Here is a 23,282-nt window from a genome sequence, read left to right as displayed (position 1 = left end):
GTGGCGTGTTCGCTGCGGGGGGAAAAGGCGGGGATGGATCGCTGCGGGCGGCGGGGTGCACCACACTGGGGGCAGAGGAGCGTCGTGCGCCCGTGCGCCCGGCGGTGGTCTCGAGAGACGGAGGACGTTCCATCCGCGCGGTGCGGAGCAGCGAACCCGCGCGGTGACGACATCCGTTGAGTCACTGGTCTCGAGGAGACTGAGATGTTCGAGAGGTTCACCGACCGCGCCCGGCGGGTCGTCGTCCTGGCCCAGGAAGAGGCCCGGATGCTCAACCACAACTACATCGGGACAGAGCACGTCCTGCTCGGCCTGATCCACGAGGGCGAGGGCGTCGCCGCGAAGGCGATGGAGGCGCTGGGCATCTCCCTGGACGCCGTCCGGGGTCAGGTGCAGGAGATCATCGGGCAGGGCCAGCAGGCCCCGTCCGGTCACATCCCCTTCACCCCCCGCGCCAAGAAGGTCCTGGAGCTGTCGCTGCGCGAGGCGCTGCAGCTCGGGCACAACTACATCGGCACCGAGCACATCCTGCTCGGGCTGATCCGCGAGGGCGAGGGCGTCGCCGCCCAGGTGCTGGTCAAGCTGGGCGCCGACCTCGACCGGGTGCGCCAGCAGGTCATCCAGCTGCTCTCCGGCTACCAGGGCAAGGAGCCGGAGGCCGCGGGCAGCGGCCCGCAGGAGGGCACCCCCTCGGGCTCGCTGGTGCTCGACCAGTTCGGGCGCAACCTCACCCAGGCCGCCCGCGAGGGCAAGCTGGACCCGGTGATCGGGCGCGAGCCGCAGATCGAGCGCGTCATGCAGGTGCTCTCGCGGCGCACCAAGAACAACCCGATGCTCATCGGCGAGGCCGGTGTCGGCAAGACGGCCGTGGTGGAGGGCCTCGCGCAGGAGATCGTCAAGGGGAAGGTCCCCGAGACGCTCCGCGACAAGCAGATCTACACGCTGGACCTGGGTGCCCTGGTGGCCGGCTCCCGCTACCGCGGTGACTTCGAGGAGCGCCTCAAGAAGGTGCTCAAGGAGATCCGCACCCGCGGCGACATCATCCTGTTCATCGACGAGATCCACACCCTGGTGGGTGCCGGTGCCGCCGAGGGCGCCATCGACGCCGCCAGCATCCTCAAGCCCATGCTGGCCCGCGGCGAGCTGCAGACCGTGGGTGCGACGACCATGGACGAGTTCAGGAAGTACATCGAGAAGGACCCGGCGCTGGAGCGGCGCTTCCAGCCGATCCAGGTGCCCGAGCCGACGCTGGCGCACGCCATCGAGATCCTCAAGGGGCTGCGCGACCGCTACGAGGCCCACCACCGGGTCTCCATCACCGACGCCGCGCTGGTGGCTGCGGCCACCATGGCCGACCGCTACGTCAACGACCGCTACCTGCCGGACAAGGCGATCGACCTGATCGACGAGGCCGGCGCCCGGTTGCGCATCCGCCGCATGACCGCACCCCCGGACCTGCGCGAGTTCGACGAGCGCATCGCCGGTGTCCGTCGGCAGAAGGAGTCCGCGATCGATGCGCAGGACTTCGAGAAGGCCGCCTCGCTGCGCGACGGCGAGAAGGTGCTGCAGGGTGAGCGCGGTGAGCGCGAGAAGCAGTGGAAGTCCGGGGACATGGACGTCATCGCCGAGGTCGACGAGGAGCTGATCGCGGAGGTCCTGGCCGTCTCCACCGGCATCCCGGTGGTGCGGTTGACCGAGGAGGAGTCCTCGCGGCTGCTGAACATGGAAGCGGAGCTGCACAAGCGCGTCATCGGCCAGAACGATGCGATCAAGGCGCTCTCGCAGGCGATCCGGCGCACCCGGGCGGGTCTGAAGGACCCCAAGCGTCCCGGTGGCTCGTTCATCTTCGCCGGCCCGACGGGTGTGGGGAAGACGGAGCTGGCCAAGGCGCTGGCGGAGTTCCTCTTCGGTGAGGAGGATGCGCTGATCCAGCTGGACATGAGCGAGTTCTCCGAGAAGCACACCGTCTCGCGGTTGTTCGGCTCGCCTCCGGGTTACGTGGGCTACGAGGAGGGTGGTCAGCTGACGGAGAAGGTGCGCCGCAAGCCGTTCTCGGTGGTGCTCTTCGACGAGGTGGAGAAGGCGCACCCGGACATCTTCAACTCGTTGCTGCAGATCCTGGAGGACGGTCGTCTGACCGACTCGCAGGGTCGGATGGTGGACTTCAAGAACACCGTGATCATCATGACGACGAACCTGGGGACGCGGGACATCTCCAGGAGCGTGGGCACCGGGTTCGCCGCGGGGTCGCAGAGCACGCAGACGAACTACGAGCGGATGAAGGCCAAGGTCAACGACGAGCTCAAGCAGCACTTCCGGCCGGAGTTCCTCAACCGCGTCGACGACATCGTCGTCTTCCCGCAGCTGACGCAGGAGGAGATCGTCCAGATCGTCGACCTGTTCCTGGTCCGCCTGGACGCCCGTCTGCACGACCGGGACATGGGCATCGAGCTCACCCCGTCCGCCAAGCGCCTGCTGGCGAGCAAGGGCTACGACCCCACGATGGGGGCGCGGCCGCTGCGCCGCACGATCCAGCGCGAGATCGAGGACGTGCTCTCGGAGAAGATCCTCTTCGGCGAGCTGCGCCCGGGTCAGATCGTCTCGGTGGACACCGCGGGCGAGGGCGTGGAGGAGAGGTTCACCTTCGAGGGGACCTCCAAGGAGGACCTGCCCGTCACGGTGCCGGTGGGGGACGGGCCCGCCGCGCAGTGAGCACCGCGCGCTGAGCACCGCGCACCGACGATCGGACGCCCGGCCGGGACGACCCCGGCCGGGCGTCAGCGCTGGTCCAGGGGGCCGGCTCAGTGGTGGTAGGCGTGGACCACGGCGTGGCCCTTGCCGCGGCCGATCATCCAGCGGTTGACCGGTGTGGTGATCACGAAGGCCAGCGCCAGCGCCCCGGCCAGGGAGGCCCAGAAGACCCAGGAGCCGACGCCGGCGTGCATGGCGCCGGGGATGGCGACCATGGCGGTGTTGTCGATGACCTCCATCACCGCGATGGACAGGGTGTCGGCGGCCAGGGCGACCTTCAGCGCGGTGCGGAAGCCGACACCGGCGCGCAGCACGCCGCGCATCGTCAGCGCGTAGCCGAAGACGAAGGCCAGGGAGATCGACAGCGCCACGGTGCCGGCGGTGTGCCAGCCCAGGCTGGTGCCGATGACCATGCCCAGGACCTCGCCGACGGCGCAGCCGGTCAGGCAGTGCAGGGTGGCCTGCGCGGCCACCGCCCACGACGTCGGGCCGTGGCCGCCGCCGTGGTCGCCGTGGTCGCCGTGGTGCGTGCCGTCGTGGTGGACGTGGGTCGAGGTGCTGTGGTGCTCGGACATGGCTGCCTCCTGCGGGGTCGGGACGACGTCGCCGGCCACCTGGCCGGCGTGGGGCTCAGCCCAGGGCGCTGAGCAGCTGCTCCATCCGGTCGATCTCGGCGTCCTGGCTCGTCACGATCGAGCCGGCCAGCTCCCGGGCCTGGGGGTCGACGCCCTGCTGCTGCTCGGTCTCGGCCATCTGCACCGCGCCGGTGTGGTGCTCGATCATCATCTGCAGGAACAGCCGGTCGAAGTCGGCGCCCGTCGCTCCCTGCAGCCGGGTCGTCTGCTCCTCGCTCGTCGTCCCGGGCATCGAGGAGTGGCCCGTCGAGGAGTGGCCCGTCGAGGAGTGGTCCGTCGAGGAGCCGGCGTCGACCGGCTCGCCCCAGGCGGTCAGCCAGGACGTCATCCGGTCGATCTCGGGCTGCTGGGCCGACGCGATCGTGGCGGCCAGGTCCCTGACCTCCTGGCTGGAGGCCCTGGTGGCGGCCGTCTCGGCCATCTCGATCGCGCCCTGGTGGTGCACGACCATCTGCTGGGCGAACACCACGTCGTGGTCGCCGTGCTCGGCGTCGACGGCGGCGCTGGACGACGAGGACGACGCCGGCGACGAGGACGACGAGGACGACGAGGACGACGAGGACATCGACGAGTGGTCCATCGAGCCGCTGTCCCCGCCGCCGCCGCAGGCGGTCAGGACCAGGAGCAGGGAGAGGGCGGTGGTGGCGCCCAGGGCGCCGGTGCGGGGTGCGGTGCGCACGGGTGGGTCTCCTCGTGGGGTGCGGGTGGCGGGCCGGAGGACGTGCAGCGCGCACGGGCCGAGGGCCACGCGACGACGGGCAGCGCGCGGGACGGGACCGTGGTGGCCCGTGCCTGCCTGCGGGTGTCGCTCACGGCGTCCAAGGTAACCCCCCGGGGGTATATACCGCCAGGGGGTACCTGGTGCGCCCCGGCCCCGGAGGACGACCGGGTGGCGGTCGTGGTCCGCGGACGCGCCGTAGGCTCGCGGTGCACGCGACCTCCTCAGCACCTGCCCGCGGAGCGAGTGGACGGCTCTGGCAGGGACCACCCGGGTCCCGCCCGACCGGGCAGCGGAACGGAACCCCCGTGTCGGCTCCCCCGACCGGTCCCCTGCAGCTGCTGCGCCTGCCCGGCGCGGCCGCCGCCTTCCTCACCGCCACCGCCGGCCGCACCGGCGTCGCCACGACCGGCCTCGGGCTGCTGTGGCTGGTGCACGGCAGCACCGGCTCCTACGGCACGGCCACGAGCGCCACCGCCGCGTTCGCGGTGGCCGAGGCCGTGGTCGCCCCCGCCGTCGCCCGGCTCGTCGACCGCCGCGGGCAGGTGCGGGTGCTGCCGGTGCAGGCCCTCGCGCACGCCGGCGCCGCGACCGCCGTGGTGGTGCTCGCCGCGGCCGGTGCCCCGGCGGCCGCGCTCGCGGCCTGCGCGGCCGCCCTCGGCGGGACCGCCCCGCAGCCCGGCGCCCTGTCGGCCGCGCGGTGGGCGTGGCTGCTGCGCTCGCGCGGGCGGGCGGACGCGCTGCCGGTGGCGTTCTCGCTGGAGTCGACGGCCAACGCCGCCGCCCACCTGGTCGGCCCGGCCCTGGCCGGCGCGCTGGTGGCGCTGGCCGGCCCGGCCGCCGGGACGGTGGCCGCGGCCGTCCTCGTGGCGGGGTCCACGGCCGCCCTGGCGCTGCAGCGCGCCACCGCCCCGCCCCCGCACCCGCCGCACCCGCCGCGCCCGTCGCCGCGCCCGTCACCGCTCCCGGCACCGCGTCCCGGGAGGCGGCGCCGTGCCCGCCCGGGGCGGGTGCTCCTCGCGCTCGCCGGGCTGCACCTGGCGCTCGGGGCGTACTTCGGGGCGCTGCCGGTGGCCGTGGCCGCCGCCGCGGGACCGGGCGCGGCGGGAGCGCTGCTCGCGGTCTCCGGCGGAGCCGGGCTCCTCGGCAGCTGGGCGAGCGGCGCGCTGCCCTCCCGCCGGCCGCCGCAGCACCGGCTGGCGGTGGCGGCCGTGCTGCTCGCCGCGGCGGTGGCGGCGGCGGCGCTGCTGCCGGCGCTGGTGCCGGTGGGCCGGTCCGCCACCTCCGGCGCCGCCCTCGCCCTCGCGGGCCTCGTGACGCCCGTGGTGCTCGTCGCGGCCATCCTGCTCACCGAGGCGGCCGCGCCGGCGCGCTCGCTGACCCGGGTGCTGACGTGGCAGTCCTCGGTGAGCGCCGCGGGGTCGGCGGCGGCCGCCGCGCTCACCGGGCACGCGGTCGACGCCGCCGGTGCGCCGGCGGGCGCGGCGTGCGCGGCGGGAGCGGCCCTGCTCGTCGCGGTGCAGGCGCTGCGCACCCGGGCCGCCCGCGCGTCGTCCGCGGCCTGAGCCGGTCGGGTGGAGCGCGGCCGCGGGGCTGCAGCGGGGCGGGCCGGGTGCCGAGACGTCGTCGTGACCACCGTCCGCGCCGCGCCGTCGCGCAGCGCCCTCGCGACCTGGGCGTTGTGCGCCGCCGCCTGCACCGGCGCCGCCCTCGTGCTGCTCGTCCCGTCCTGGCGGTCGGCGGCGGTCGTGCTGGCCTCGGTGGTCTCGGTCGCCCTCGTCGGCGCCGGCTGCCTGCTGCACCGCCCGCGCGGTGCCGCCTGGCCCCTGGTGGGGCTGATGCTCGCCCTCTGGGGCGTCGCCGGCCTCCACGTGCAGGCGGTGGGCGAGCTGGTCCCGGCGGCCACCGCGGCCGTCTGGGGCGGTCAGGCGGTGGCGGCGGTGCTCGTCGTGGGCGTGGTGCGCGGCCGGGCGGCGGGCGGGCGCCGGGCGCGGGAACCGGGCGGCCGGCTGGACCTCGTCGTCATCGCCACGGTCCTGGCCCTCGTCGGCGCCCAGCTCGTCGCGGTCGCCGCCGCGGACCACGAGGGCGTCGCCGGTGCCGTCGTGGCCAGCGTCGACGTCGTCCTGGTCGGGATGCTCCTGCGCTTCACGGTCGCGGCCCGCGGGCTGTCGGCCAGCTCGTGGCTGCTCCTGGCCGGCGGGCTGCTGACCGTCGTCTACGACCTGACCTCGGCGCTGGACGGGCGCCGGCTGGCGCTGCCCGGGGAACCGGAGCAGGCGCTGGGCGCGCTGTGCGTGCTCGTGCTCGGCGCCGCCGCGCTGCACCCGTCGATGGCGGTGGCGTTCGCGCCGGAGACCTTCGCCCGGCAGCGGCCGCCGTCGGCGGCGCTGCTGGGGCTGCTGCCGCTGGTCGGCGTGCCCGCGGCGCTGTGGTGGGTCGCGCAGCGCAGCAGCGTGCCGGGCCTGCCGGGCTGGACGGTCCCGGTGGCCGGTGCCGTCATCGCCGGGCTGTGCCTCGTACGGGCCGCGGCGGCGCTGCGCTCCAGCGAGCACCTCGCCGAGCACGACCCGCTCACCGACCTGGCCAACCGCCGCGGGCTGGTGCGCGCCTACGCCGACCCCGCGCCCGCGGGCGGCCGCAGCCTGCTGCTCGTCGACGTCGACGAGTTCAAGCAGGTCAACGACACCCACGGCCACGACGTCGGCGACGCCCTGCTGCTGGCGCTGCGCGACCGGCTGCTGGCGGCCACCGGGCCGGCCGGGGTGGTCGCGCGCCTGGGCGGCGACGAGTTCGTCGTGCTCACCGGCACCGCGGGCGCCGGTGCCGTCGCCCGCCGGGTGCTGGACGCGTTCGGCGCCCCCGTCGTCGTCGACGGCCTCGTCCTGCGGGTCGGGGCGAGCGTGGGCGTCGCCGACGCCGGCCCGGGCACCCCGCTGGCGGAACTGCTCACCCACGCCGACGTCGCGATGTACGCGGCCAAGGGGGCCGGGGGGCAGCGGGTCGCCGTCTTCCACCCCGACATGCGCGCGCAGGTGGCCCACCGCTACTCCCTCAGCAGCGACATCCGGCGGCTGCTGGGCGGGCGGGCGCCCGAGGTGGGGCACCTGGAGGTGCACTTCCAGCCGCTCGTCGACCTGCGCACCGAGGAGGTCGTGGGCGCCGAGGCGCTGGTGCGCTGGCGCCACCCCGAGCACGGGCTGCTGCTGCCCGGCGCCTTCCTGGAGCTGGTGAACAGCAACGACCTCGACGACCAGCTGGACCTCAGCGTGCTGGAGGACGTCCTGGAGCAGCTGGCCCGCTGGCGGGCGGCGGGCCACCGCTCCCTGCCCGTCAGCGTGAACCTCACCCGCGCCAGCCTGGACGACCCCGACCTGGCCGAGCGGGTGCTGGGCGCGCTCGCGCGCACGGGGGTCCCCGCCTCCCAGCTGCACGTGGAGATCACCGAGCACGAGCCGCTGCCGGAGGACAGCCCCGCCGCCCGCTCGCTGGAGGTGCTGAGCACCGCGGGGGTCGACGTCCTGCTCGACGACTACGGCACGGGGTACACCTCGCTCGACCACCTGCAGCGCTTCCCCGTGGACGTGCTCAAGCTCGACCGCTCCGTCGTCTCGGCGGTCACCCGGGCCAGCACGCCGCTCGTGGCGGGGGTGCAGGCGATGGCGGCCGCCCTGGACCTGCAGGTGCTCGCCGAGGGGGTGGAGACCCCCGAGCAGCGCGAGCACCTGCTCGCCCTCGGCGTGCGCCTCGGCCAGGGGTACCTGTTCTCCCGGCCGCTGCCGGCGGCCGAGTACGCCGACCGCTTCCTCGGCCCGGCCGCGGTCCCGCCGCCGGTGCCCGCCCGCGGCCTGCCGGTGGCGGGTGCGGGCGGGCGGTGAGCGCGCGGGAGCCGCCGGAGGGGCCGGCTGCTCGACCCCTCCGGCGGCTCCCGCGGTGCGCCCGGCCCGGTTACTGGACGGCGGCCGTGGCCGCGTCGACCGTGGACTGCCGGACGGAGGACTCCCCGCCGAACACCCAGCCGGTGCCGGAGGTCGTGTAGTCCGCCCTGTGCGCCGACAGGTAGGTCGCGGTGCCGGCGCCCAGGCCGCCGTCGAAACCGGTGAACACCAGCGGCACGCCGCCGGCACCGGCGACGGGGGCCGCGGACAGCGCGTCGGCGGCCGTGGCGTCGGTGCCGCCGACGAGCGCGATGCTCTGGGAGTCGAAGGAGTCGTGGGCGATCGCGTCGTCGGCGATCTTCGCCGCGGTCTCCTGGCGGTCCGCGCCGCTGATGCGCTCGCGGCCGCCGAGCGCGGCGTAGGTGCTGTCCGAGACCGCCCCGGGACCACCGAGGACGACGCGGTTGGTGGTGCCCAGGTCCTGCAGCGCCTCCGCGGTGGCGGCGGGGACGCCGCCGGCCTCGGTGAGCAGGATCGGGTAGTTGCGCGCCCACGCCACCGGCCCGGCCGCGAGCGCGTCGGCCGTCGAGGTGCCGCTGGCGATGAACACCTGCTCGGGGGCGCCCTGGTCGTCGGCGGTGGCTACGGCCGCCGCGGTGGCGTAGCGGTCGGCGCCGGCGAGGCGGGTGACCTCCACGCCGTCGGCCTCCCAGGCGTCCTGCTGCGCCTGCGGCACCCGGTCGGTGCCGCCGACGATCCACACGTGCTCGACGCCGAGGCGCTCGAGCTCGGCGGCGGTGGCGGCCGGCACGCCGGGGACGTCGGTGTAGAGGATCGGCGCGCTGCGCAGGCCGGCGAGGTAGGAGGCGGTGAGCCCGTCGACCGTGGCGTAGCCGTTGACGACGACGGCGTCGGTGGTGGTGCCGTCGGTGGGGTTCAGCAGCTTCGAGGCGGCGACGGCGGTGGCGAACCGGTCCGCGCCGGAGATGCGGTCGTCGAAGGCGAAACCGGCTGCGGCCTGGGCGGGGGCGGCGGCGACGGCCGCGGTCCCGAGGCCGACGAGGACGGCCACGGCCGCGCTGGTGACGTTCTTGTGCACGGTGTTCTCCTGGTCTGGTGGTCGGCTCGTGCGGGTCAGCTCGTGGCGATCTCGCCGTTGAGGCCGGCGGGGTAGAACCCGCCCTTGCCGACACCCGCACCCGGGGTCAGGTACACGATGTTCAGCACCTCCTGCGGGGTGCGGCTGAAGGCGATCGCGTCCGCGTCGGCGGCGACGAGGTTCGCCCGCCCGCCCTCGCCCACGGTGATGCCCTGGTCCTTGTCCGCGCCGCCGCCGTCGAGGGCGTCACGGGCGTCGGAGATGAGGTTCGTGGGGGCGGCGAGGCCGTTCTGGTACAGCAGGGTGCGCACGATGCCCGAGTGGTAGGCCTCGACGGCGAGGATGCCGGCGGCGGCCTCGAGGTAGGCGGGGGTGGAGATGAGCGGCGCCGCGCCCTTGTAGGCGGTCACCCCGACGTCCTCGAAGAGGAACGCGCCGAGCAGGAAGAACTCCTCGGAGGAGAACGGGTCGAAGCTCTGGCCCTGCTCGATGACGCCCGCGGCGACGGCGGCCGCGGTGAAGGAGCTCTGCAGGTCGATGGCCGGGCGGGAGACGGCGCTGTTCCCCAGCGCCTTGCGCAGGAACTTCACGTGGGCGATCTCGTCGCCGGCGATCTCCTCGGCGTAGTAGCGCATCGCCTTGCTCTTGAACGGCACGCGGTGCCCGCCGGTGACGCCGCCCATCGTGCCGGTGCCGGTGGCCATGGAGTCGGCGAGGCCGTGGCCGAAGGCGGCGTAGCAGTAGAACTCCGCCTCCAGGTACTCCAGGTTGAGCGCGAAGTTCAGGACGCTGCCCTCGCTGGGGGCGGCGGCCGCCGCGGCCTGCGCGGAGGAGGCGGTGGTGCCGACGAGGCCGGCGCCGACGGCACCGGCCGACAGCAGGCCCATGCCGCGCAGGAAGTTCCTGCGGTCGGCCGGCGTCTCGGAACTGCGGTTGACCATGTCGATGACGAGCGACTTCTTGAACATCGGCGTCTCCAGTGTCGTCGTGACGGTGTCGTCGTGACGGTGTCGTCGTGCTCGGACACGGGAGGTTCGGAGCCGCCGGGCGGGCGGATTGGAGGATCCTCAGGCGGGTCCCAGCGCGGTCGGCGCACCCGCGCCCGGCTGCAGCAGCGGCGCCAGGCGGTCCCAGCGCGAGATCTCGCAGCCGTCGGTGCGCACGAAGGTCGCGGAGACCTCCCGGCCGGCCCAGCGGCCGGTCACCGTCGCCCGCTGCGGCCCGCCGTAGACCTGCGTGCAGGCCGTGCCGCGCGGCACGGGGGCGAAGGGGTCGTCGAGGGCGCTCAGCGCGGCGCACGCGGCCGCGGCGTCGGGGTGGTCCCCGCCCGCGGTGCCGTCGGCGGAGCAGGTCAGCGTCCACGTCGTGCTCGTGCCCGCGCCGTCGTCGAGGACGACGGTCAGCTCGCCGTCGGCGGCCGCGGGGGCCTGCCCGGGAGCGGGTGCGCCGCTGGTGCTGCCGCTGCTGCTGGTGCCGGCGGTGGGGTCCTGGCTGGGCACGACGGGTCCTCCTGCCTGCTGCTGGCCGCACCCGGCGAGCAGCGCCGCCGCGAGCGCGGCCGCCGCCAGCGGCAGCGCCCCGCGGCGGTGCCGCCTCGCCGTGCACGTCCCCGGATCGGTCACCCGGGTACGACGCGGTGCCCGCGCGGGCGGTTCCGGTGCGGCAGGATGGACGGCCGAACCGCTGGAGGAACCGTGTCCACCCCTGCCCCCGAGCACCCCGACGCCGTCCTCGCCGCCGAGCAGCACCACCTCGACCTCGCCCGCGCGGAACTGGCCCGGATGCGCGAGCACACCCTGTCCCTGGTCGCCGACGGCGGCGACGCGATCGCCGGCGAGGCGCTGGCGCTGGCGCTGCACCGGCGGGCCCTCAGCCTCGTCGACGACCCGGCGACCGCGCTGTTCTTCGGCCGCACCGACCACGACTCCGGGGAGCGGCTGCACATCGGCCGCCGCCACGTCACCGACGCCGCCGGCGACCCGCTCGTCGTCGACTGGCGCGCGGACGTCTCCCGCGGCTTCTACCGCGCCACCCGCGACGAGCGGGCGGGGGTGCGGCTGCGGCGCCGCTTCGGGGTGGAGGAGGGGCGGCTGACCGCCTTCGAGGACGAGCACCTCGCCGGTCCCGGCGAGGGCGGCGACGGGGGCGGCGGGGGTGGCGACGGCGGGGAGCACCGCAGCGCGATCCTGGCGCGCGAGATCGAGCGCCCGCGCTCGGGGCCGATGCGCGACATCGTGGCCACGATCCAGCCCGAGCAGGACGCGCTCGTGCGCGCCGACGCCTCGACGACCGTCTGCGTGCAGGGGGCGCCGGGCACCGGCAAGACGGCCGTCGGCCTGCACCGCGCCGCGTGGCTGCTGTACGCCCACCGCGAGCGCCTGCTGCGCCAGGGCGTGCTGGTGCTGGGCCCCAACCGCGCGTTCCTGCAGCACGTCTCGGCGGTGCTGCCCGCGCTGGGGGAGGTGCAGGTCGAGCAGCTCACCGTCTCCGAGCTGGTCACCGCGGCGGCCGCGGGGCGCGAGGAGGTGCGCGTGCGCGCCGAGGAGGACGCCGACGTCGCGACCCTCAAGGGCGATGCGCGGATGGCCGAGGTCGTGCGCCGCGCGGTGTGGTCGGCCGTGGCCGACCCCGCCGAGGTCCTGGAGGGCGGGGCGGTCGTCGTGACCCGCGGCTCGCGCCGCTGGCGGGTGCCCGCGCACGCGGTGCGCGACCTGCTGGACGAGCTGGCCACCCGCGGCGTGCGCTACGAGGCGGCCCGCGCGCTGCTGCCGCAGCGGCTGGCGCACGCGGTGCTGCAGCTGCTGGAGGCGGCCGGGGACTCCCCGGACGACCTCGTGCAGGACGCCGTCGCGCGCAGCGCGGAGGTCAGGCGCGCGGTCAGGGCGCTCGTGCCGGCGCAGGACCCCGCGAAGGTGCTGTTCCGGCTGCTGTCGGACGAGGGGTTCCTGCGCGCCGCCTCCGAGGGCGTCCTCGACGACGCCGAGCGGCGGCTGCTGCTGTGGGCGCGGCCGCCGCGCAGCGCCGGTGCGGCGCGCTGGAGCGCGGCCGACGCGGTCCTGCTCGACGAGGTCGCCGACCAGCTGGCGCGCACCCCCTCGCGCGCGCACGTCGTCCTCGACGAGGCGCAGGACCTGTCCGCGATGCAGCTGCGCGCCGTCGGGCGGCGCTGCACCACGGGCGCGGCCACCGTCCTCGGCGACATCGCGCAGGGCACCACGCCGTGGTCGGCGCGCAGCTGGGAGGACGTGCTGGGCCACCTCGGCAAGCCCGAGGGGCACCTGGAGGTGCTCGACCGCGGCTTCCGCGTGCCCTCGGCCGTCATCGACTACGCCGCGCGGCTGCTGCCGCGCATCGCCCCGGACCTGTCGGTGCCGCGCTCGGTGCGCGACGACCCCGGGCGCCTGGACGTCCTGCCCGTGGCCGACCCCGTCGCCGCGGCCGCCGCGAGCACCCGCGAGCTGCTCGCCGAGGCCGGCTCCGTGGGCGTCGTCGTCGCGGCGGGCTCGGTGGCGGCCGCGGCCCGGGCGCTGACCGCGGCCGGGGTGGCCTTCTCCCGCCTCGACGAGGTGGAGCCGGGGGAGCTGCCGCAGCGGGTGTCGCTGGTGCCCGCCGCCCTGGTGAAGGGCCTGGAGTTCGACCGGGTGGTCGTCGTCGAGCCGGCCGACGTGGTCGAGGCCGAACCGGACGAGCGCACCGGCCTGCGCCGGCTGTACGTGTGCCTGACCCGCGCGGTGAGCACGATGGTGGTCCTGCACTCCCGGCCGCTGCCGGCGGCGCTGGGGTGAGCCGGGTCGGCCGGGGCGGGCCGGGGGCGGGCTCTCGTAAGCTCGCCGCATGAGCGAGCTCCCCACCCGCGACGTCGACGGCGTCCCCACGATCTCCGTCACCGACCTGCCCGCCGACCTCGCCCTCGTGGACGTGCGCGAGGACGACGAGTGGCGGGCCGGGCACGCCGAGGGGGCGCTGCACGTCCCGATGGGCCAGGTGCCGCAGCGCCTGGGCGAGCTGCCCGAGGGCCCCTTCGCCGTCGTCTGCCGCTCCGGGGGCCGCTCCCAGCGCACCGCGCAGTGGCTGCAGCACAACGGCTACGAGGTCGTGAACGTCGAGGGGGGCATGGGCGCGTGGGCGGACGCCGGCAAGCCGCTGGTCTCCGAGTCCGGCCAGGAGCCGTTCGTCCGCTGACGCCCTCCGCCCGCCGGCGCGCTCAGGACACCTTCGCCGCGCGCTGCGGGCGGCCCCGGAGGTAGCCCTCGACGCCGATCATCGGCGGGCGCTCGTCCACCTCCAGCAGGTGGGTCACGGGCGCGTAGTGGCCGTAGCCGTCGCGGGCGAACTGGGTGATGCTCGGCGGGTCGGGCACCTCGGCGCCGGCGCGCCGGTGCACGACGTGGCTGACCTGGGCGGCCATCCGGCCCAGCGCGGCGGTGTCCTGGTGGCCGTGCTGGCGCCGGCCGAGGTCGACCTGGGCGATGGCCGGCAGCCCGCGCAGGCGCAGGGTGTCGATGAGCACGGCGATCTCGACGCCGTAGCCGCCGCAGAAGGGGATCGCCTCCAGCAGCCGGCGGCGCCCGGCGTACTCGCCGCCCAGCGGCTGCACGACGCCGACCAGCTCGGGGAAGAAGGCGCTGAGCAGCGGGCGGGCGACGAGCTCGGTGACCCGCCCGCCCGAGGTGCTGCCGGCGCCCGCCAGGGGGCGGTCGTAGCAGCCCTTGACGAGCTCGACGCCGGGGTCGGTGAGCAGCGGCCCGAGCAGGCCGGTGACCAGCTGCGGCTGCGGGTCGACGAGGTCGGCGTCGACGAAGACGACGACGTCGCCGGTGGTGACGGCCAGCGACTTCCACAGCACCTCGCCCTTGCCGGGTCGCGAGCCGGTCCCCGGCAGCACCTCGTCGCGGTGGTGGACGACGGCGCCGGCCGCCGCGGCGACCTCGGCGGTGGCGTCGGTGGACCCGGAGTCCATGACGACGACCTCGTCGACGAGCCCGGTGGCCTCGGCGAGGCGGCGGACCATGCCGACGACGCGGCCGACGGTGGCCTCCTCGTCGAGGGCGGGCAGCACGACGCTGACCCGGGTGCCGGCCTTGTGGGCGCGCAGGCGGTCGATGGGCCAGTCGCGCGCGCGGGTCGTGGACCGCTCGAACCAGGTCTGCACGGGCAGCTTCACGAGAACCTCCGGTCGACGCGGTCGGCCCACCGTGGCACGTCGCCGGCGGCCGCGGCACCGCCCGCCGAGGAAGTTCACGCGGCTGTCACAGGGGCGCGCCGGGCGGTCCGGTCACGTTTCGATCTCGTTGCCGGGAGGTGTCCGGGGCCTCTCACCCGGACGGCGGCGGCGCTGCGCGGGCGAGGTTTGACCCTCCCGGCGCTCGGGTACCCCGGACCCGACGGTGAGGACTGCAGAGAGGGATCGGATGCCCACGGGAGTACGGCCCGTGCCGGCGACGCACTGGGCGAGCTTCGCCCACGACGCGGCGTCCGTCCCCAAGGCCCGGCACGTCGTGCGCACGGTGCTCGACGGCGCGGGGCTGGACGAGATGGCACTGGCGGAGATCGAGATCGTCGTCTCGGAGATCGTCGGCAACGCGGTGCGCCACGCGCGACCGCTGGCCGACGGCGGCATCCACGTGCAGTGCGAGGTCACCGTCGAGGTCGTCCCCGGCGCGGGCGCCGCGCCCGGGGCCGCTCCGCACGTGGAGGTCGCGGTCACCGACGGCGGCGCCCCCGGGCGGGTGCTGGCCCCGCGCGCGCCGGACGGCTGCGCCACCGGCGGCCGGGGGCTGTTCATCGTGGACGGCCTGGCCGACGAGTGGGGGGTCGTGGACAACGTCGACGACCTCAGCCGCACGGTCTGGGCCTCCTTCGGGGGGCCGACGCGCCACCACCCGCACTGAGCGGGCGCTGAGGGCGCGCTGGGTGCCGTTCGCCCAGACGTGTCACTGCCAGTCACCTCCCATCCACTCACCGCGATAGCGTGGTGCGGTGGAACCCGACGTGCGCGCCGTTCCCCTGGAGCACCTCCAGCGCACCGCCGAGGACCTCGCCGCCGCCCTGGACGTGCGCACGGCCGTCACGGCCGTCCTGCGCACCGGTCGCGACGTGCTGCGCACCCACACCTGCGGCGTCTCCCTGCTCGACGAGAGCGGCGACGTGCTCGTCCCGCAGGCCCCGCACCTGCCCGGCGAGGACGGCCTCAGCGGCCTCGGGGTCGGCCTGCCCGTCCCGCTGGTCAGCTCCACCCCCAGCGCGCTCGCGGCCCGCACCCGCCGGCCCGTGCTGCTGGGCTCGCGCGCCGAGCTCGCCGCCCGCTTCGACGGGGGCCTCAACGACACCGTCCTCGCCCTCGGCGAGCACTCCTGGGCCATGTACCCGCTGGTCGCGCGCGGCCGCCTCGTCGGCGTGCTGCGCTTCGGCTTCCTGCGCGAGGGCTCCCTGGACGCCGACCAGCAGGTCTTCGCCGCCACCCTGGCCGGGCAGTGCGCGCTGGCCGTCGAGCGCGCCCGGCTGCTGGAGACCGCCCGCCGCTCCGAGCTGCGCTACCGCACGCTGGCCGAGGCCGGCTCCCTGGACGTCTTCACCGCCCGCCCCGGGTTCGGCATGACGTGCGACCTGCCCGGCTGGCGCACCCTCACCCAGCGCGCCGGGGACGTGCGCGGCACCGGCTGGCAGCGCGACGTCCACCCCGACGACCTGCCCCAGGTGCAGTCGGCGTTCGCCCTGGCCGTCGCCGCCCGCGCCCCCGGCCGCTTCCGCTTCCGGCTGCGCACCCCCTCGGGCTGGCGCACCCTCACCGCCGTCGCCGTGCCGGTCCTGGCCGACCCCACCGACCCCGGCGGCGAGGTGCTGGAGTGGGTCGGCTCCCTCGACGACGTCACCGACCGCGTGCTCGCCGCCCGGCGCACCCGCGCGCTGCAGCAGCTGACCTCCGCGCTGGCCACCGCGACGACCCCCGAGCAGGCCCTGGACGCGGTGCTGCGCGCCTGCCTCGACGGGCCCGGGGCGGTGCGCGGCACCCTGGTGGTCGGCGACCACCGGGGCCCGGACGCGCCCGTGGTGCTGCACCGGATGCTCGCCGACGGCACCCGCCAGACGGTGCCGGCGCCCGGGGTCACGCTCGCCGACGCCGCGCAGCTGGCCGGGCGGAGCGGCGCCTTCCCCGCCGGCGCCGCCGGCGTGGCCGCCCTGCCCGCGAACGTGCGCCCCTTCTTCGAGGCGGCGCTGGCCGCCGGCGAGCAGGCCTGGGCGGTGCTGCCGCTGGTCTCGCAGCTGCGGCAGCCCGGCGCGCTCGTGCTCGGCTTCGTCGACGCGCCGGGGGAGGGCGCCGCCGAGCGCGAGTTCCTGCTCACCTTCGCCCGCCAGGTCGCCGGCACCCTGGAGCGCCTGCGGCTGGTGGAGGCGCAGCGCGACACCGCGCGCGTGCTGCAGGAGGCGCTGCAACCCGGCCCGCTGCCCCCGGTCCCGTGGCTGCGGGCCCACCGCATCGCCACCACCAGCTCCGGGGTGGAGGTCGGCGGCGACTGGGCCGAGCTGATCCCGCTGGCCGACGGCCGCGTCGCGGTCGTGCTGGGCGACGTCATGGGCCGCGGGGCGCGCGCGGCGACCGTCATGGGCGAGGTCCGCACCCAGGTGCGCACCCTGGCCGTCCTCGACCCGCACCCCGCGGCCGTGCTGCGCGGGCTCGACGCCTGCGCGCGCGCCGGCGCCGGCGAGGACCTCGTGACGATCTTCTACGGCGTGCTCGGCGCCGACGGCCACCTGCTGGCCGCCAGCGCCGGGCACCTGCCGCCGCTGACCTGCGACGGCGGCCCGCGCTACCTCGACGTGCCGCCGGGGGTGCCCGTCGGCGTCGGCGGGGACGGGCGCGAGGAGGTCCTCGACGTGCGGCTGGCCCCCGGCAGCGGGCTGGTCGTCTTCTCCGACGGCCTGGTGGAGACGCGCAGCCGCTCGCTCACCGAGGGGCTGGACGCCGTGCTGGCGCACTTCCGCGACGTGGCCCGCGAGGAGCCCGCCGAGGTCGCCGAGGCGCTCGTGCACCGGATGGCCGACACCGGCGCGGAGGCCGACGACGACGTCACGGTGCTGGCCGTGCGGCTGCGCTAGCGTCGCCGCGTGCCACCCCTGCGCCCCTCCCCGACCGTCGCGGCAGTGATCCCGGCCAAGGACGAGGAGGAGCGCATCGCGGCCACCGTGGCCGCCGTCCGCTCCCTGGAGGTCGTCGACCTCGTCGTGGTCGTCGACGACGGCTCGCGCGACGGCACCGCCCGGGCTGCCCGCGCCGCGGGCGCCGTCGTCGTGGCGCACCCGCGCAACCGCGGCAAGGCCGCCGCGCTGCAGACGGGGGCCCGCGCCGTCGCCGCCGCCGAGGCCCGCTCCCCGCGCCCGGGCCTGCGCCCCCGCCCGCTGCTGCTCGTCGACGCCGACCTCGGCGCCACCGCCGTGGAGACCGCCCCGCTGACCGCGCCGGTGCTGGCCGGCGAGGCGGACATGACGATCGCCGTGCTGCCGCCCCAGTCCAGCCCCGGCGGCGGGCGCGGGCTCGTGGTGGGCCTGGCCCGCCGCGGCACGCTGGCCGCGGCCGGCTGGTCCCCGCAGCAGCCGCTGTCGGGGATGCGCTGCCTGACCCGCGCGGCCTTCGAGGCGGCGCTGCCGCTGGCCCCGGGCTGGGGCGTCGAGACGGCCCTGACCATCGACCTGCTGCGCGCCGGCTTCCGGGTGCGCGAGGTGCCGTGCGCGCTGCAGCACCGGGTGACCGGCACCGACTGGCGGGCGCAGCTGCACCGCGCCGCGCAGTACCGCGACGTCGCGCGCGCCCTCGGCCGGCGCCGGCTGGGCGACGCCCTGCGCCGCGTCAGCGGTGCCTGAGCGCACCTCCGCGCCCGCCCGCCCCGCGGCGCCGCCCGCCGCGGCGCTGGCGACGGCGGCGGCCGTGCTCTGCCTGGGCTGCTGGGCCGCGGTCGCCCTCGCCGGGCCGTCGGCGGCGGTCCCCGCGCTGGGGCCCGGGCGCCTGCCGCTGGACCTCGGCCGCTCGCCGTCCTCGGAGCTGGTCACGGCGCTGTCGGGGCTGTCGGTGCTCGCCGGCGGCACGGCGCTGCTGGCCGCCGTGCACGCGGTCGGGCGGGGCTGGCAGCCGCGCCGCTTCCTGCTCGTGGGCCTCGCCGGGGCGCTGCTGACGGTGCTGCTGCCGCCGGTCGGCTCCGCCGACCACCTCAGCTACGCCGCCTACGGGCGCATCGCCGCCCTGGGCGGCGACCCGTACGCGCAGCCGCCGGACACCTTCGCCGGCGGCGAGGACCCGGTCGCCTCGGCCGTGCGCGACCCGTGGCGCTCGACGACGTCGGTGTACGGGCCCGTCGCGGCGCTGCTGCAGGCGCTGGCCTCCCTGGCCGGCGGGGACTCCGTGCGCGCGACGGTGTGGTGCTGGCAGCTGCTGCTGCTGGCGGCCTGGGCGGCGGCCGGGCTGGGGGTGCGCGCGGCGGTGCGCGAGCCCGCCCGCCGGGCGCGGGCGCAGGTGCTGTGGAGCGCCAACCCGCTGCTGCTGACGGTCGGCCTGGGCGGGGCGCACGCCGACGTCCTCGCGGGGGCGGCCGCCGTCGGGGTGCTGCTGCTGGGGCGCCGGCACCCGCTGGCGGCGGGGGTGGCGCTGGCCGTGGCCGTGGGCACGAAGCTGCCCTACGGGGCGGTCGGCGCGGGGCTGCTGGTGGCGGCGCTGACGACGGGGGAGCTGCGCCGCGGCTGGGTGCTGCGCGGGCTCGGCGGGCTGCTGCTCGTGCTGGTGCCCGCGCACGCGTGGGCGGGGGTGCACGTCTACGACCAGACCCGCACGGCCAGCCGCTACGTGTCGCTGGCGACGGTGTGGCGGCCGCTGGTGGACGCGGGCCTGCCCCGCGGCTGGCTGCTGCCGGGGATGCTCCTGGTCATGGCGGCGGTCGTGCTGCTGTGGTGGCCGGCGCTGGTGCGCGGCGACTTCGGCGACCGCGCCGCGGGGTTCACCGCGGCGCTGGCGGCGGGCTACCTGCTGGGGGCCGCCTACGAGCTGCCCTGGTACGACGCGCTGCTGTGGGGGCCGCTGGGGCTGGCGCTGGCGGTGCCGGTGCTGGACCGGCTGCTGGCGCTGCGCCTGGCGCTGCTGGCGCTGGCGTACGTGCCGGGGCTGGTGGACGGCATGTCGGCGCCGGTGGAGGCGCTGACGCTGGGCTACCGGCGCGAGGTGGGCCCGTGGATCGCCTGGGCGGCGCTGCTGGCGGTCCTCGTCGCGGGATCGCTCTCTCGGTGGCGGCATCGGCCGACCGGGTGGTGAGATGGTGCCGAGTTCAAGGATGTTGAATCGCTGTACGAATGCGTATCGTGACGCAGAGTGCGCTGACTGCGATCCAACCAGAGGCCGCCGCGGCGCCACGGAGGAGCTTGCACATGGAGGACCGCAGCGTGGCCGTCGTCGACGGCCAGCGCGTCGTGGAGGACGCCGAGGGCAACCGGTTCGTCCTCGTCCCCGAGCAGCGCTACCGCGCGCTGCAGGAGGCCGAGCGCGCCACCCGCCCCGACCGCCGCACCGTCGTGCTGACCGCCCGGGAGCGCGAGGTCCTGCAGCTGGTCGCCGACGGCTGCCCCGGCTCGGTGGTCGCCGAGCGCTTCGGGCTCGCCGCCAACACCGTCGCCCAGCACCTGGCCGCCGTGCGGCGCAAGTACGGCGTCCGCTCCTCCGCCGCGGCCGCGGTCCTGGCGCGCGAGGACGGGCTCATCTCCTGACCCCCCGCACCCGCTGACCCGCCGACCCTCCGGACCCGCTGGCCCGCGGTCCGGCGGTCCGGCGGGAGCGCCTAGGGGCTGGGCATCGCGAAGCCGACGACCTGCTCGGTGCCGCCGTCCTCGCCGGTCAGCGCGTGGGCCACCGTGGACAGCCAGTGCACCCCGCCGTCGTCGTGCACGACGCGGAAGCGCTGGTCCAGCGAGGCCTGCTTGTGCAGCGAGGCCAGCGTCGCGGCCTGCACCCCGGCCCGGTCCGCCGGGTGCACCCGCTCCAGCACCTGCACCCACGTCAGCCGGTGCTGGCGCGCCGGCAGCCCCAGCAGCCCGCTGGTGCGCTCGTCGAGGTCGACGACCGGCGGGTGCGCGCGCAGGGCGAAGGCCCCCGAGGGCGTCTGCGGCACCCCGCGGTCGGCCGGGGGCACGGCCACCGCGGCACCGCCCAGCGTGGTCACCGCCAGGTCGACCCGCGCGCGCAGCGGCGCCGGCAGCTGCGCGAGCACCTGCCGGCCGGCGGGGCTGGAGACCAGCAGCCGCACCACCACGTGGAAGGGGACGGCGTCGCCCTGCACGACCAGCCCGTGGCGGCGGCCGTGCTCGTCGTCGAGGGCCAGGCTGTCGACGAGGGCGGTGATCTGCGGGTCCGGTCCCGGCGGCATGTCGTCGCCCCACAGGGCGGCCAGGTCGGCGCGCACCTGCTCGGCGCGCCGGCGCACGTGGTGCTCGCGGCTCAACGGGTCCTCGCTCACGCGCGGTCACCCCCCTGCTCGAGACGCCACCCGTGCGCACATGGTGCTCCACCCGGGCCCGGACCACCAGGCCCGGAGCGCCGGGCCCGCGGCGGTGGCGCCGGCCCGCGCCCGGGCCCGGGCGGTGCGACGATGGGCACGCCATGACGATCGCCACCGCGCCCCCGCTGCCCGAGCTGCTGCCCGCCGCGGGCACCCCCGCCGCCGCCGACCCCGACGCCGTCTTCGAGGCGTTCTCCTCCTGGGTCTCCGCCGGCGGCATCGAGCTGTACCCGGCCCAGCAGGAGGCGCTCATCGAGGTCGTCTCCGGCTCCAACGTCGTGCTGGCGACCCCCACCGGCTCCGGCAAGTCCCTCGTCGCCGCCGGTGCGCACGCCGCGGCGCTGGCCGCGGGGATCCGCTCCTTCTACACCGCGCCGCTGAAGGCCCTGGTCAGCGAGAAGTTCTTCGCCCTGGTGGAGACCTTCGGCGCCGAGCGCGTCGGCATGATGACCGGCGACGCGTCGGTGAACCCGGGCGCGCCGATCGTCTGCTGCACGGCCGAGGTGCTGGCCAACGTCGCGCTGCGCTCCGGCGCGTTCGCCGACGTCGGCCAGGTCGTCATGGACGAGTTCCACTTCTACGCCGACCCCGACCGCGGCTGGGCGTGGCAGGTGCCGATCGTCGAGCTGCCGCAGGCGCAGTTCCTGCTCATGTCGGCCACCCTCGGCGACGTCACCTGGCTGCGCGAGGACCTCAGCCGCCGCACCGGCCGGGCCACCGCCGTCGTCACCTCCGTCGAGCGGCCGGTGCCGCTGCACTACTCCTACGCGACGACGCCACTGCAGGAGACCGTCGAGGAGCTGCTCCAGACCGACCGCGCGCCCGTCTACGTGGTGCACGCCACCCAGGCCGCGGCCGTCGAGCAGGCCCAGGCGCTGACCAGCGCCAAGGTCGCCACCCGCGAGCAGCGCGACGCCATCGCCGAGGCCATCGGCTCCTTCCGCTTCGCGGCCGGCTTCGGCAAGGTCCTCTCCCGCCTGCTGCGGATGGGCGTCGGCGTCCACCACGCCGGGATGCTGCCCAAGTACCGCCGCCTCGTCGAGACGCTCGCCCAGGCGGGGCTGCTGAAGGTCATCTGCGGCACCGACACGCTCGGCGTCGGCATCAACGTGCCGATCCGCACGGTGCTCTTCGCAGGGCTCACCAAGTTCGACGGCCGCCGCACCCGCCACTACCGCGCCCGGGAGTTCCACCAGATCGCCGGCCGCGCCGGCCGCGCCGGCTTCGACACCGCGGGGACGGTCGTCGTGCAGGCGCCCGAGCACGAGGTCGAGAACGCCCGCCGCGTCGCGCGGGCCGGCGACGACCCGAAGAAGCTCAAGCGCGTGCAGCGCGTCAAGGCGCCCGAGGGGTTCGTCTCCTGGTCGCAGGCGACGATGGACAAGCTCGTCGTCGCCGAGCCCGAGCAGCTCACCAGCCACTTCCGGGTGACGACCTCGATGCTGCTGAACCTGCTGCAGCGCCCCGGCAACCCCGTCGAGGCCGCCCGGCACCTGCTGCTGGACAACCACGAACCGCGCAAGAACCAGCTCAAGCACGTGCGCCGCGCGGTGGAGCTGTTCCGGGCGCTGCTGGACGCCGGCGTCGTGGAGAAGCTGCCCGCGCCCCTGCCCGACGGCCGCCAGGTGCGCCTCGTGGCCGACCTGCAGCTGGACTTCGCCCTCAACCAGCCCCTGTCGCCGTTCGCGCTGGCCGTCATCGACGACCTGCTCGACCCGGCCTCGCCGACCTACGCCCTCGACGTCGTCTCCGTCATCGAGTCCACGCTCGACGAGCCGATGAAGGTGCTGCTCGCGCAGCGCTCCAAGGCCAAGGGCGAGGCCGTCGCGCGCATGAAGGCCGACGGTGTCGAGTACGAGGAGCGGATGGCGCAGCTGGAGGACGTCGAGTGGCCGCAGCCGCTCGCCGAGGAGCTGCGCGCCGCCTACGAGACCTACCGCTCGGGCAACCCCTGGGTCGCCGACCACGAGGTGAAGCCGAAGTCCGTCGTGCGCGACATGTACGAGCGGGCCATGACGTTCGGCGACTACGTCGGCTTCTACCAGCTCGCCCGCTCCGAGGGCCTCGTCCTGCGCTACCTCTCCGACGCCTACAAGGCTCTGCGGCAGACCGTGCCCGACGACGCCCGCACCGAGGAGCTCACCGACCTCGTGGAGTGGCTCGGCGAGGTCGTGCGCCAGACCGACTCCTCGCTGCTGGCCGAGTGGGAGGCGCTGCGCGACGGCGTCGACGTCGAGGACGTCGAGGACGTGCTCGCACCGCAGGAGGAGCAGGCCCCGCCGGTCACCGCGAACGCCCGCGCGTTCCGGGTCCTGGTGCGCAACGCGGTGTTCCGCTTCGTGGAGCTGTGCGCGCTGGACCGCCCCGAGCAGCTGGCCGCGCTCGACGGCTCGCCCGACGAGGACACCTGGGCCGACCAGCTGGACGCCTACTACGACGAGCACGAGAGCATCGGCACCGGCCCGGACGCGCGCGGCCCGCACCTGCTGCAGGTCGACGACGGCTCGGGCCCGGAGCCGAAGGGCTCCCCGCGCACCTGGTACGTGCGCCAGGTCGTCGTGGACCCGGCGGGGGACCGCGACTGGGCGGTCGTCGCCGAGGTCGACCTCGACGCCTCCGACGAGGCCGGCGCGGCGGTGCTGCGGGTCGCCGGGCTGCTGAGGATGTGAC

Annotated in this window: 18 protein-coding genes; 11 read left to right on the top strand and 7 right to left on the bottom strand. The window is 76.3% G+C overall.

Going from position 1 to position 23,282, the window contains the following annotated elements; genetic code table 11:
- The first annotated feature begins 204 nt into the window (after nt 1–204).
- A complete protein-coding gene (locus tag ACRYM2_RS05585) occupies nt 205–2,712 on the top strand; it encodes an ATP-dependent Clp protease ATP-binding subunit (RefSeq protein WP_432520527.1) in 2,508 nt (835 codons plus the stop codon).
- 89 nt (nt 2,713–2,801) lie between these two features.
- On the opposite strand, the gene ACRYM2_RS05580 is transcribed toward ACRYM2_RS05585, so the two are convergent.
- Both ACRYM2_RS05580 and ACRYM2_RS05575 read right to left on the bottom strand, forming a co-directional pair.
- A complete protein-coding gene (locus ACRYM2_RS05580; RefSeq protein WP_432520525.1) occupies nt 2,802–3,326 on the bottom strand; it encodes a DUF4396 domain-containing protein in 525 nt (174 codons plus the stop codon).
- A 55-nt stretch (nt 3,327–3,381) separates the two neighbouring features.
- Entirely contained in the window at nt 3,382–4,065 is a 684-nt protein-coding gene (locus ACRYM2_RS05575) for a DUF305 domain-containing protein (protein ID WP_432520523.1), read from the bottom strand.
- Between the two features lie 347 nt (nt 4,066–4,412).
- Between ACRYM2_RS05575 and ACRYM2_RS05570 the strand changes: the two genes are divergently transcribed.
- Both ACRYM2_RS05570 and ACRYM2_RS05565 read left to right on the top strand, forming a co-directional pair.
- Nucleotides 4,413–5,669: an MFS transporter gene (locus ACRYM2_RS05570; protein ID WP_432520521.1), complete on the top strand. Its 1,257-nt coding sequence runs from the start codon at nt 4,413–4,415 to the stop codon at nt 5,667–5,669.
- Between the two features lie 63 nt (nt 5,670–5,732).
- Nucleotides 5,733–7,982 carry a putative bifunctional diguanylate cyclase/phosphodiesterase gene (locus ACRYM2_RS05565; RefSeq protein ID WP_432520519.1) on the top strand — a complete coding sequence of 750 codons (2,250 nt, stop codon included), beginning with the start codon at nt 5,733–5,735 and terminating at the stop codon, nt 7,980–7,982.
- A 70-nt stretch (nt 7,983–8,052) separates the two neighbouring features.
- On the opposite strand, the gene ACRYM2_RS05560 is transcribed toward ACRYM2_RS05565, so the two are convergent.
- From ACRYM2_RS05560 to ACRYM2_RS05550, 3 genes are all read right to left on the bottom strand, one after another.
- The gene (locus tag ACRYM2_RS05560; protein ID WP_432520517.1) at nt 8,053–9,081 is read right to left on the bottom strand and encodes a cell wall-binding repeat-containing protein; all 1,029 of its coding nucleotides are present in this window, start codon (nt 9,079–9,081) and stop codon (nt 8,053–8,055) included.
- 35 nt (nt 9,082–9,116) lie between these two features.
- Nucleotides 9,117–10,049 carry a ferritin-like domain-containing protein gene (locus ACRYM2_RS05555; protein WP_432520515.1) on the bottom strand — a complete coding sequence of 311 codons (933 nt, stop codon included), beginning with the start codon at nt 10,047–10,049 and terminating at the stop codon, nt 9,117–9,119.
- A 99-nt stretch (nt 10,050–10,148) separates the two neighbouring features.
- Complete coding sequence (locus ACRYM2_RS05550; RefSeq protein WP_432520513.1) at nt 10,149–10,703, bottom strand: SSI family serine proteinase inhibitor; 555 nt, start codon at nt 10,701–10,703, stop codon at nt 10,149–10,151.
- A gap of 45 nt (nt 10,704–10,748) precedes the next feature.
- On the opposite strand from ACRYM2_RS05550, the gene ACRYM2_RS05545 reads away from it, so the two are divergent.
- Both ACRYM2_RS05545 and ACRYM2_RS05540 read left to right on the top strand, forming a co-directional pair.
- A complete protein-coding gene (locus tag ACRYM2_RS05545; RefSeq protein ID WP_432520511.1) occupies nt 10,749–12,866 on the top strand; it encodes a HelD family protein in 2,118 nt (705 codons plus the stop codon).
- Between the two features lie 49 nt (nt 12,867–12,915).
- The gene (locus ACRYM2_RS05540; RefSeq protein ID WP_432520509.1) at nt 12,916–13,263 is read left to right on the top strand and encodes a rhodanese-like domain-containing protein; all 348 of its coding nucleotides are present in this window, start codon (nt 12,916–12,918) and stop codon (nt 13,261–13,263) included.
- Between the two features lie 22 nt (nt 13,264–13,285).
- Here ACRYM2_RS05540 and ACRYM2_RS05535 read toward each other — a convergent pair whose 3' ends face one another.
- Complete coding sequence (locus tag ACRYM2_RS05535) at nt 13,286–14,245, bottom strand: glucosyl-3-phosphoglycerate synthase (RefSeq protein ID WP_432520508.1); 960 nt, start codon at nt 14,243–14,245, stop codon at nt 13,286–13,288.
- Nucleotides 14,246–14,513: 268 nt separating this feature from the next.
- Here ACRYM2_RS05535 and ACRYM2_RS05530 point away from each other — a divergent pair, with 268 nt between their 5' ends.
- The 5 genes from ACRYM2_RS05530 to ACRYM2_RS05510 all read left to right on the top strand — a co-directional run bounded on the left by ACRYM2_RS05530 (nt 14,514) and on the right by ACRYM2_RS05510 (nt 19,824).
- Complete coding sequence (locus ACRYM2_RS05530; RefSeq protein ID WP_432520507.1) at nt 14,514–14,972, top strand: ATP-binding protein; 459 nt, start codon at nt 14,514–14,516, stop codon at nt 14,970–14,972.
- A gap of 88 nt (nt 14,973–15,060) precedes the next feature.
- Nucleotides 15,061–17,178 (top strand): SpoIIE family protein phosphatase, encoded by a 2,118-nt coding sequence (locus tag ACRYM2_RS05525; protein WP_432520506.1) that lies wholly within the window; start codon nt 15,061–15,063, stop codon nt 17,176–17,178.
- Between the two features lie 9 nt (nt 17,179–17,187).
- Nucleotides 17,188–17,940, top strand: coding sequence for a glycosyltransferase (locus ACRYM2_RS05520; RefSeq protein WP_432520504.1), 753 nt, complete (start codon nt 17,188–17,190; stop codon nt 17,938–17,940).
- Nucleotides 17,933–19,375, top strand: a complete 1,443-nt coding sequence (gene mptB / locus ACRYM2_RS05515) for a polyprenol phosphomannose-dependent alpha 1,6 mannosyltransferase MptB (protein ID WP_432520503.1) — start codon at nt 17,933–17,935, stop codon at nt 19,373–19,375. Before ACRYM2_RS05520 ends, mptB begins: the two co-directional genes overlap by 8 nt.
- A gap of 113 nt (nt 19,376–19,488) precedes the next feature.
- The gene (locus ACRYM2_RS05510; protein WP_432520501.1) at nt 19,489–19,824 is read left to right on the top strand and encodes a response regulator transcription factor; all 336 of its coding nucleotides are present in this window, start codon (nt 19,489–19,491) and stop codon (nt 19,822–19,824) included.
- A 71-nt stretch (nt 19,825–19,895) separates the two neighbouring features.
- On the opposite strand, the gene ACRYM2_RS05505 is transcribed toward ACRYM2_RS05510, so the two are convergent.
- Nucleotides 19,896–20,570 carry a PAS domain-containing protein gene (locus ACRYM2_RS05505; RefSeq protein WP_432520500.1) on the bottom strand — a complete coding sequence of 225 codons (675 nt, stop codon included), beginning with the start codon at nt 20,568–20,570 and terminating at the stop codon, nt 19,896–19,898.
- Nucleotides 20,571–20,746: 176 nt separating this feature from the next.
- On the opposite strand from ACRYM2_RS05505, the gene ACRYM2_RS05500 reads away from it, so the two are divergent.
- Entirely contained in the window at nt 20,747–23,281 is a 2,535-nt protein-coding gene (locus ACRYM2_RS05500; protein ID WP_432520563.1) for a DEAD/DEAH box helicase, read from the top strand.
- Nucleotide 23,282: the final 1 nt, after the last annotated feature.

This window comes from Kineococcus aridisoli, assembly GCF_050871885.1.
GTDB lineage: Bacteria > Actinomycetota > Actinomycetes > Actinomycetales > Kineococcaceae > Kineococcus.
Note: the sequence above shows the minus strand (reverse complement) of the source record. Positions and strands in the feature narration are given on the sequence as shown.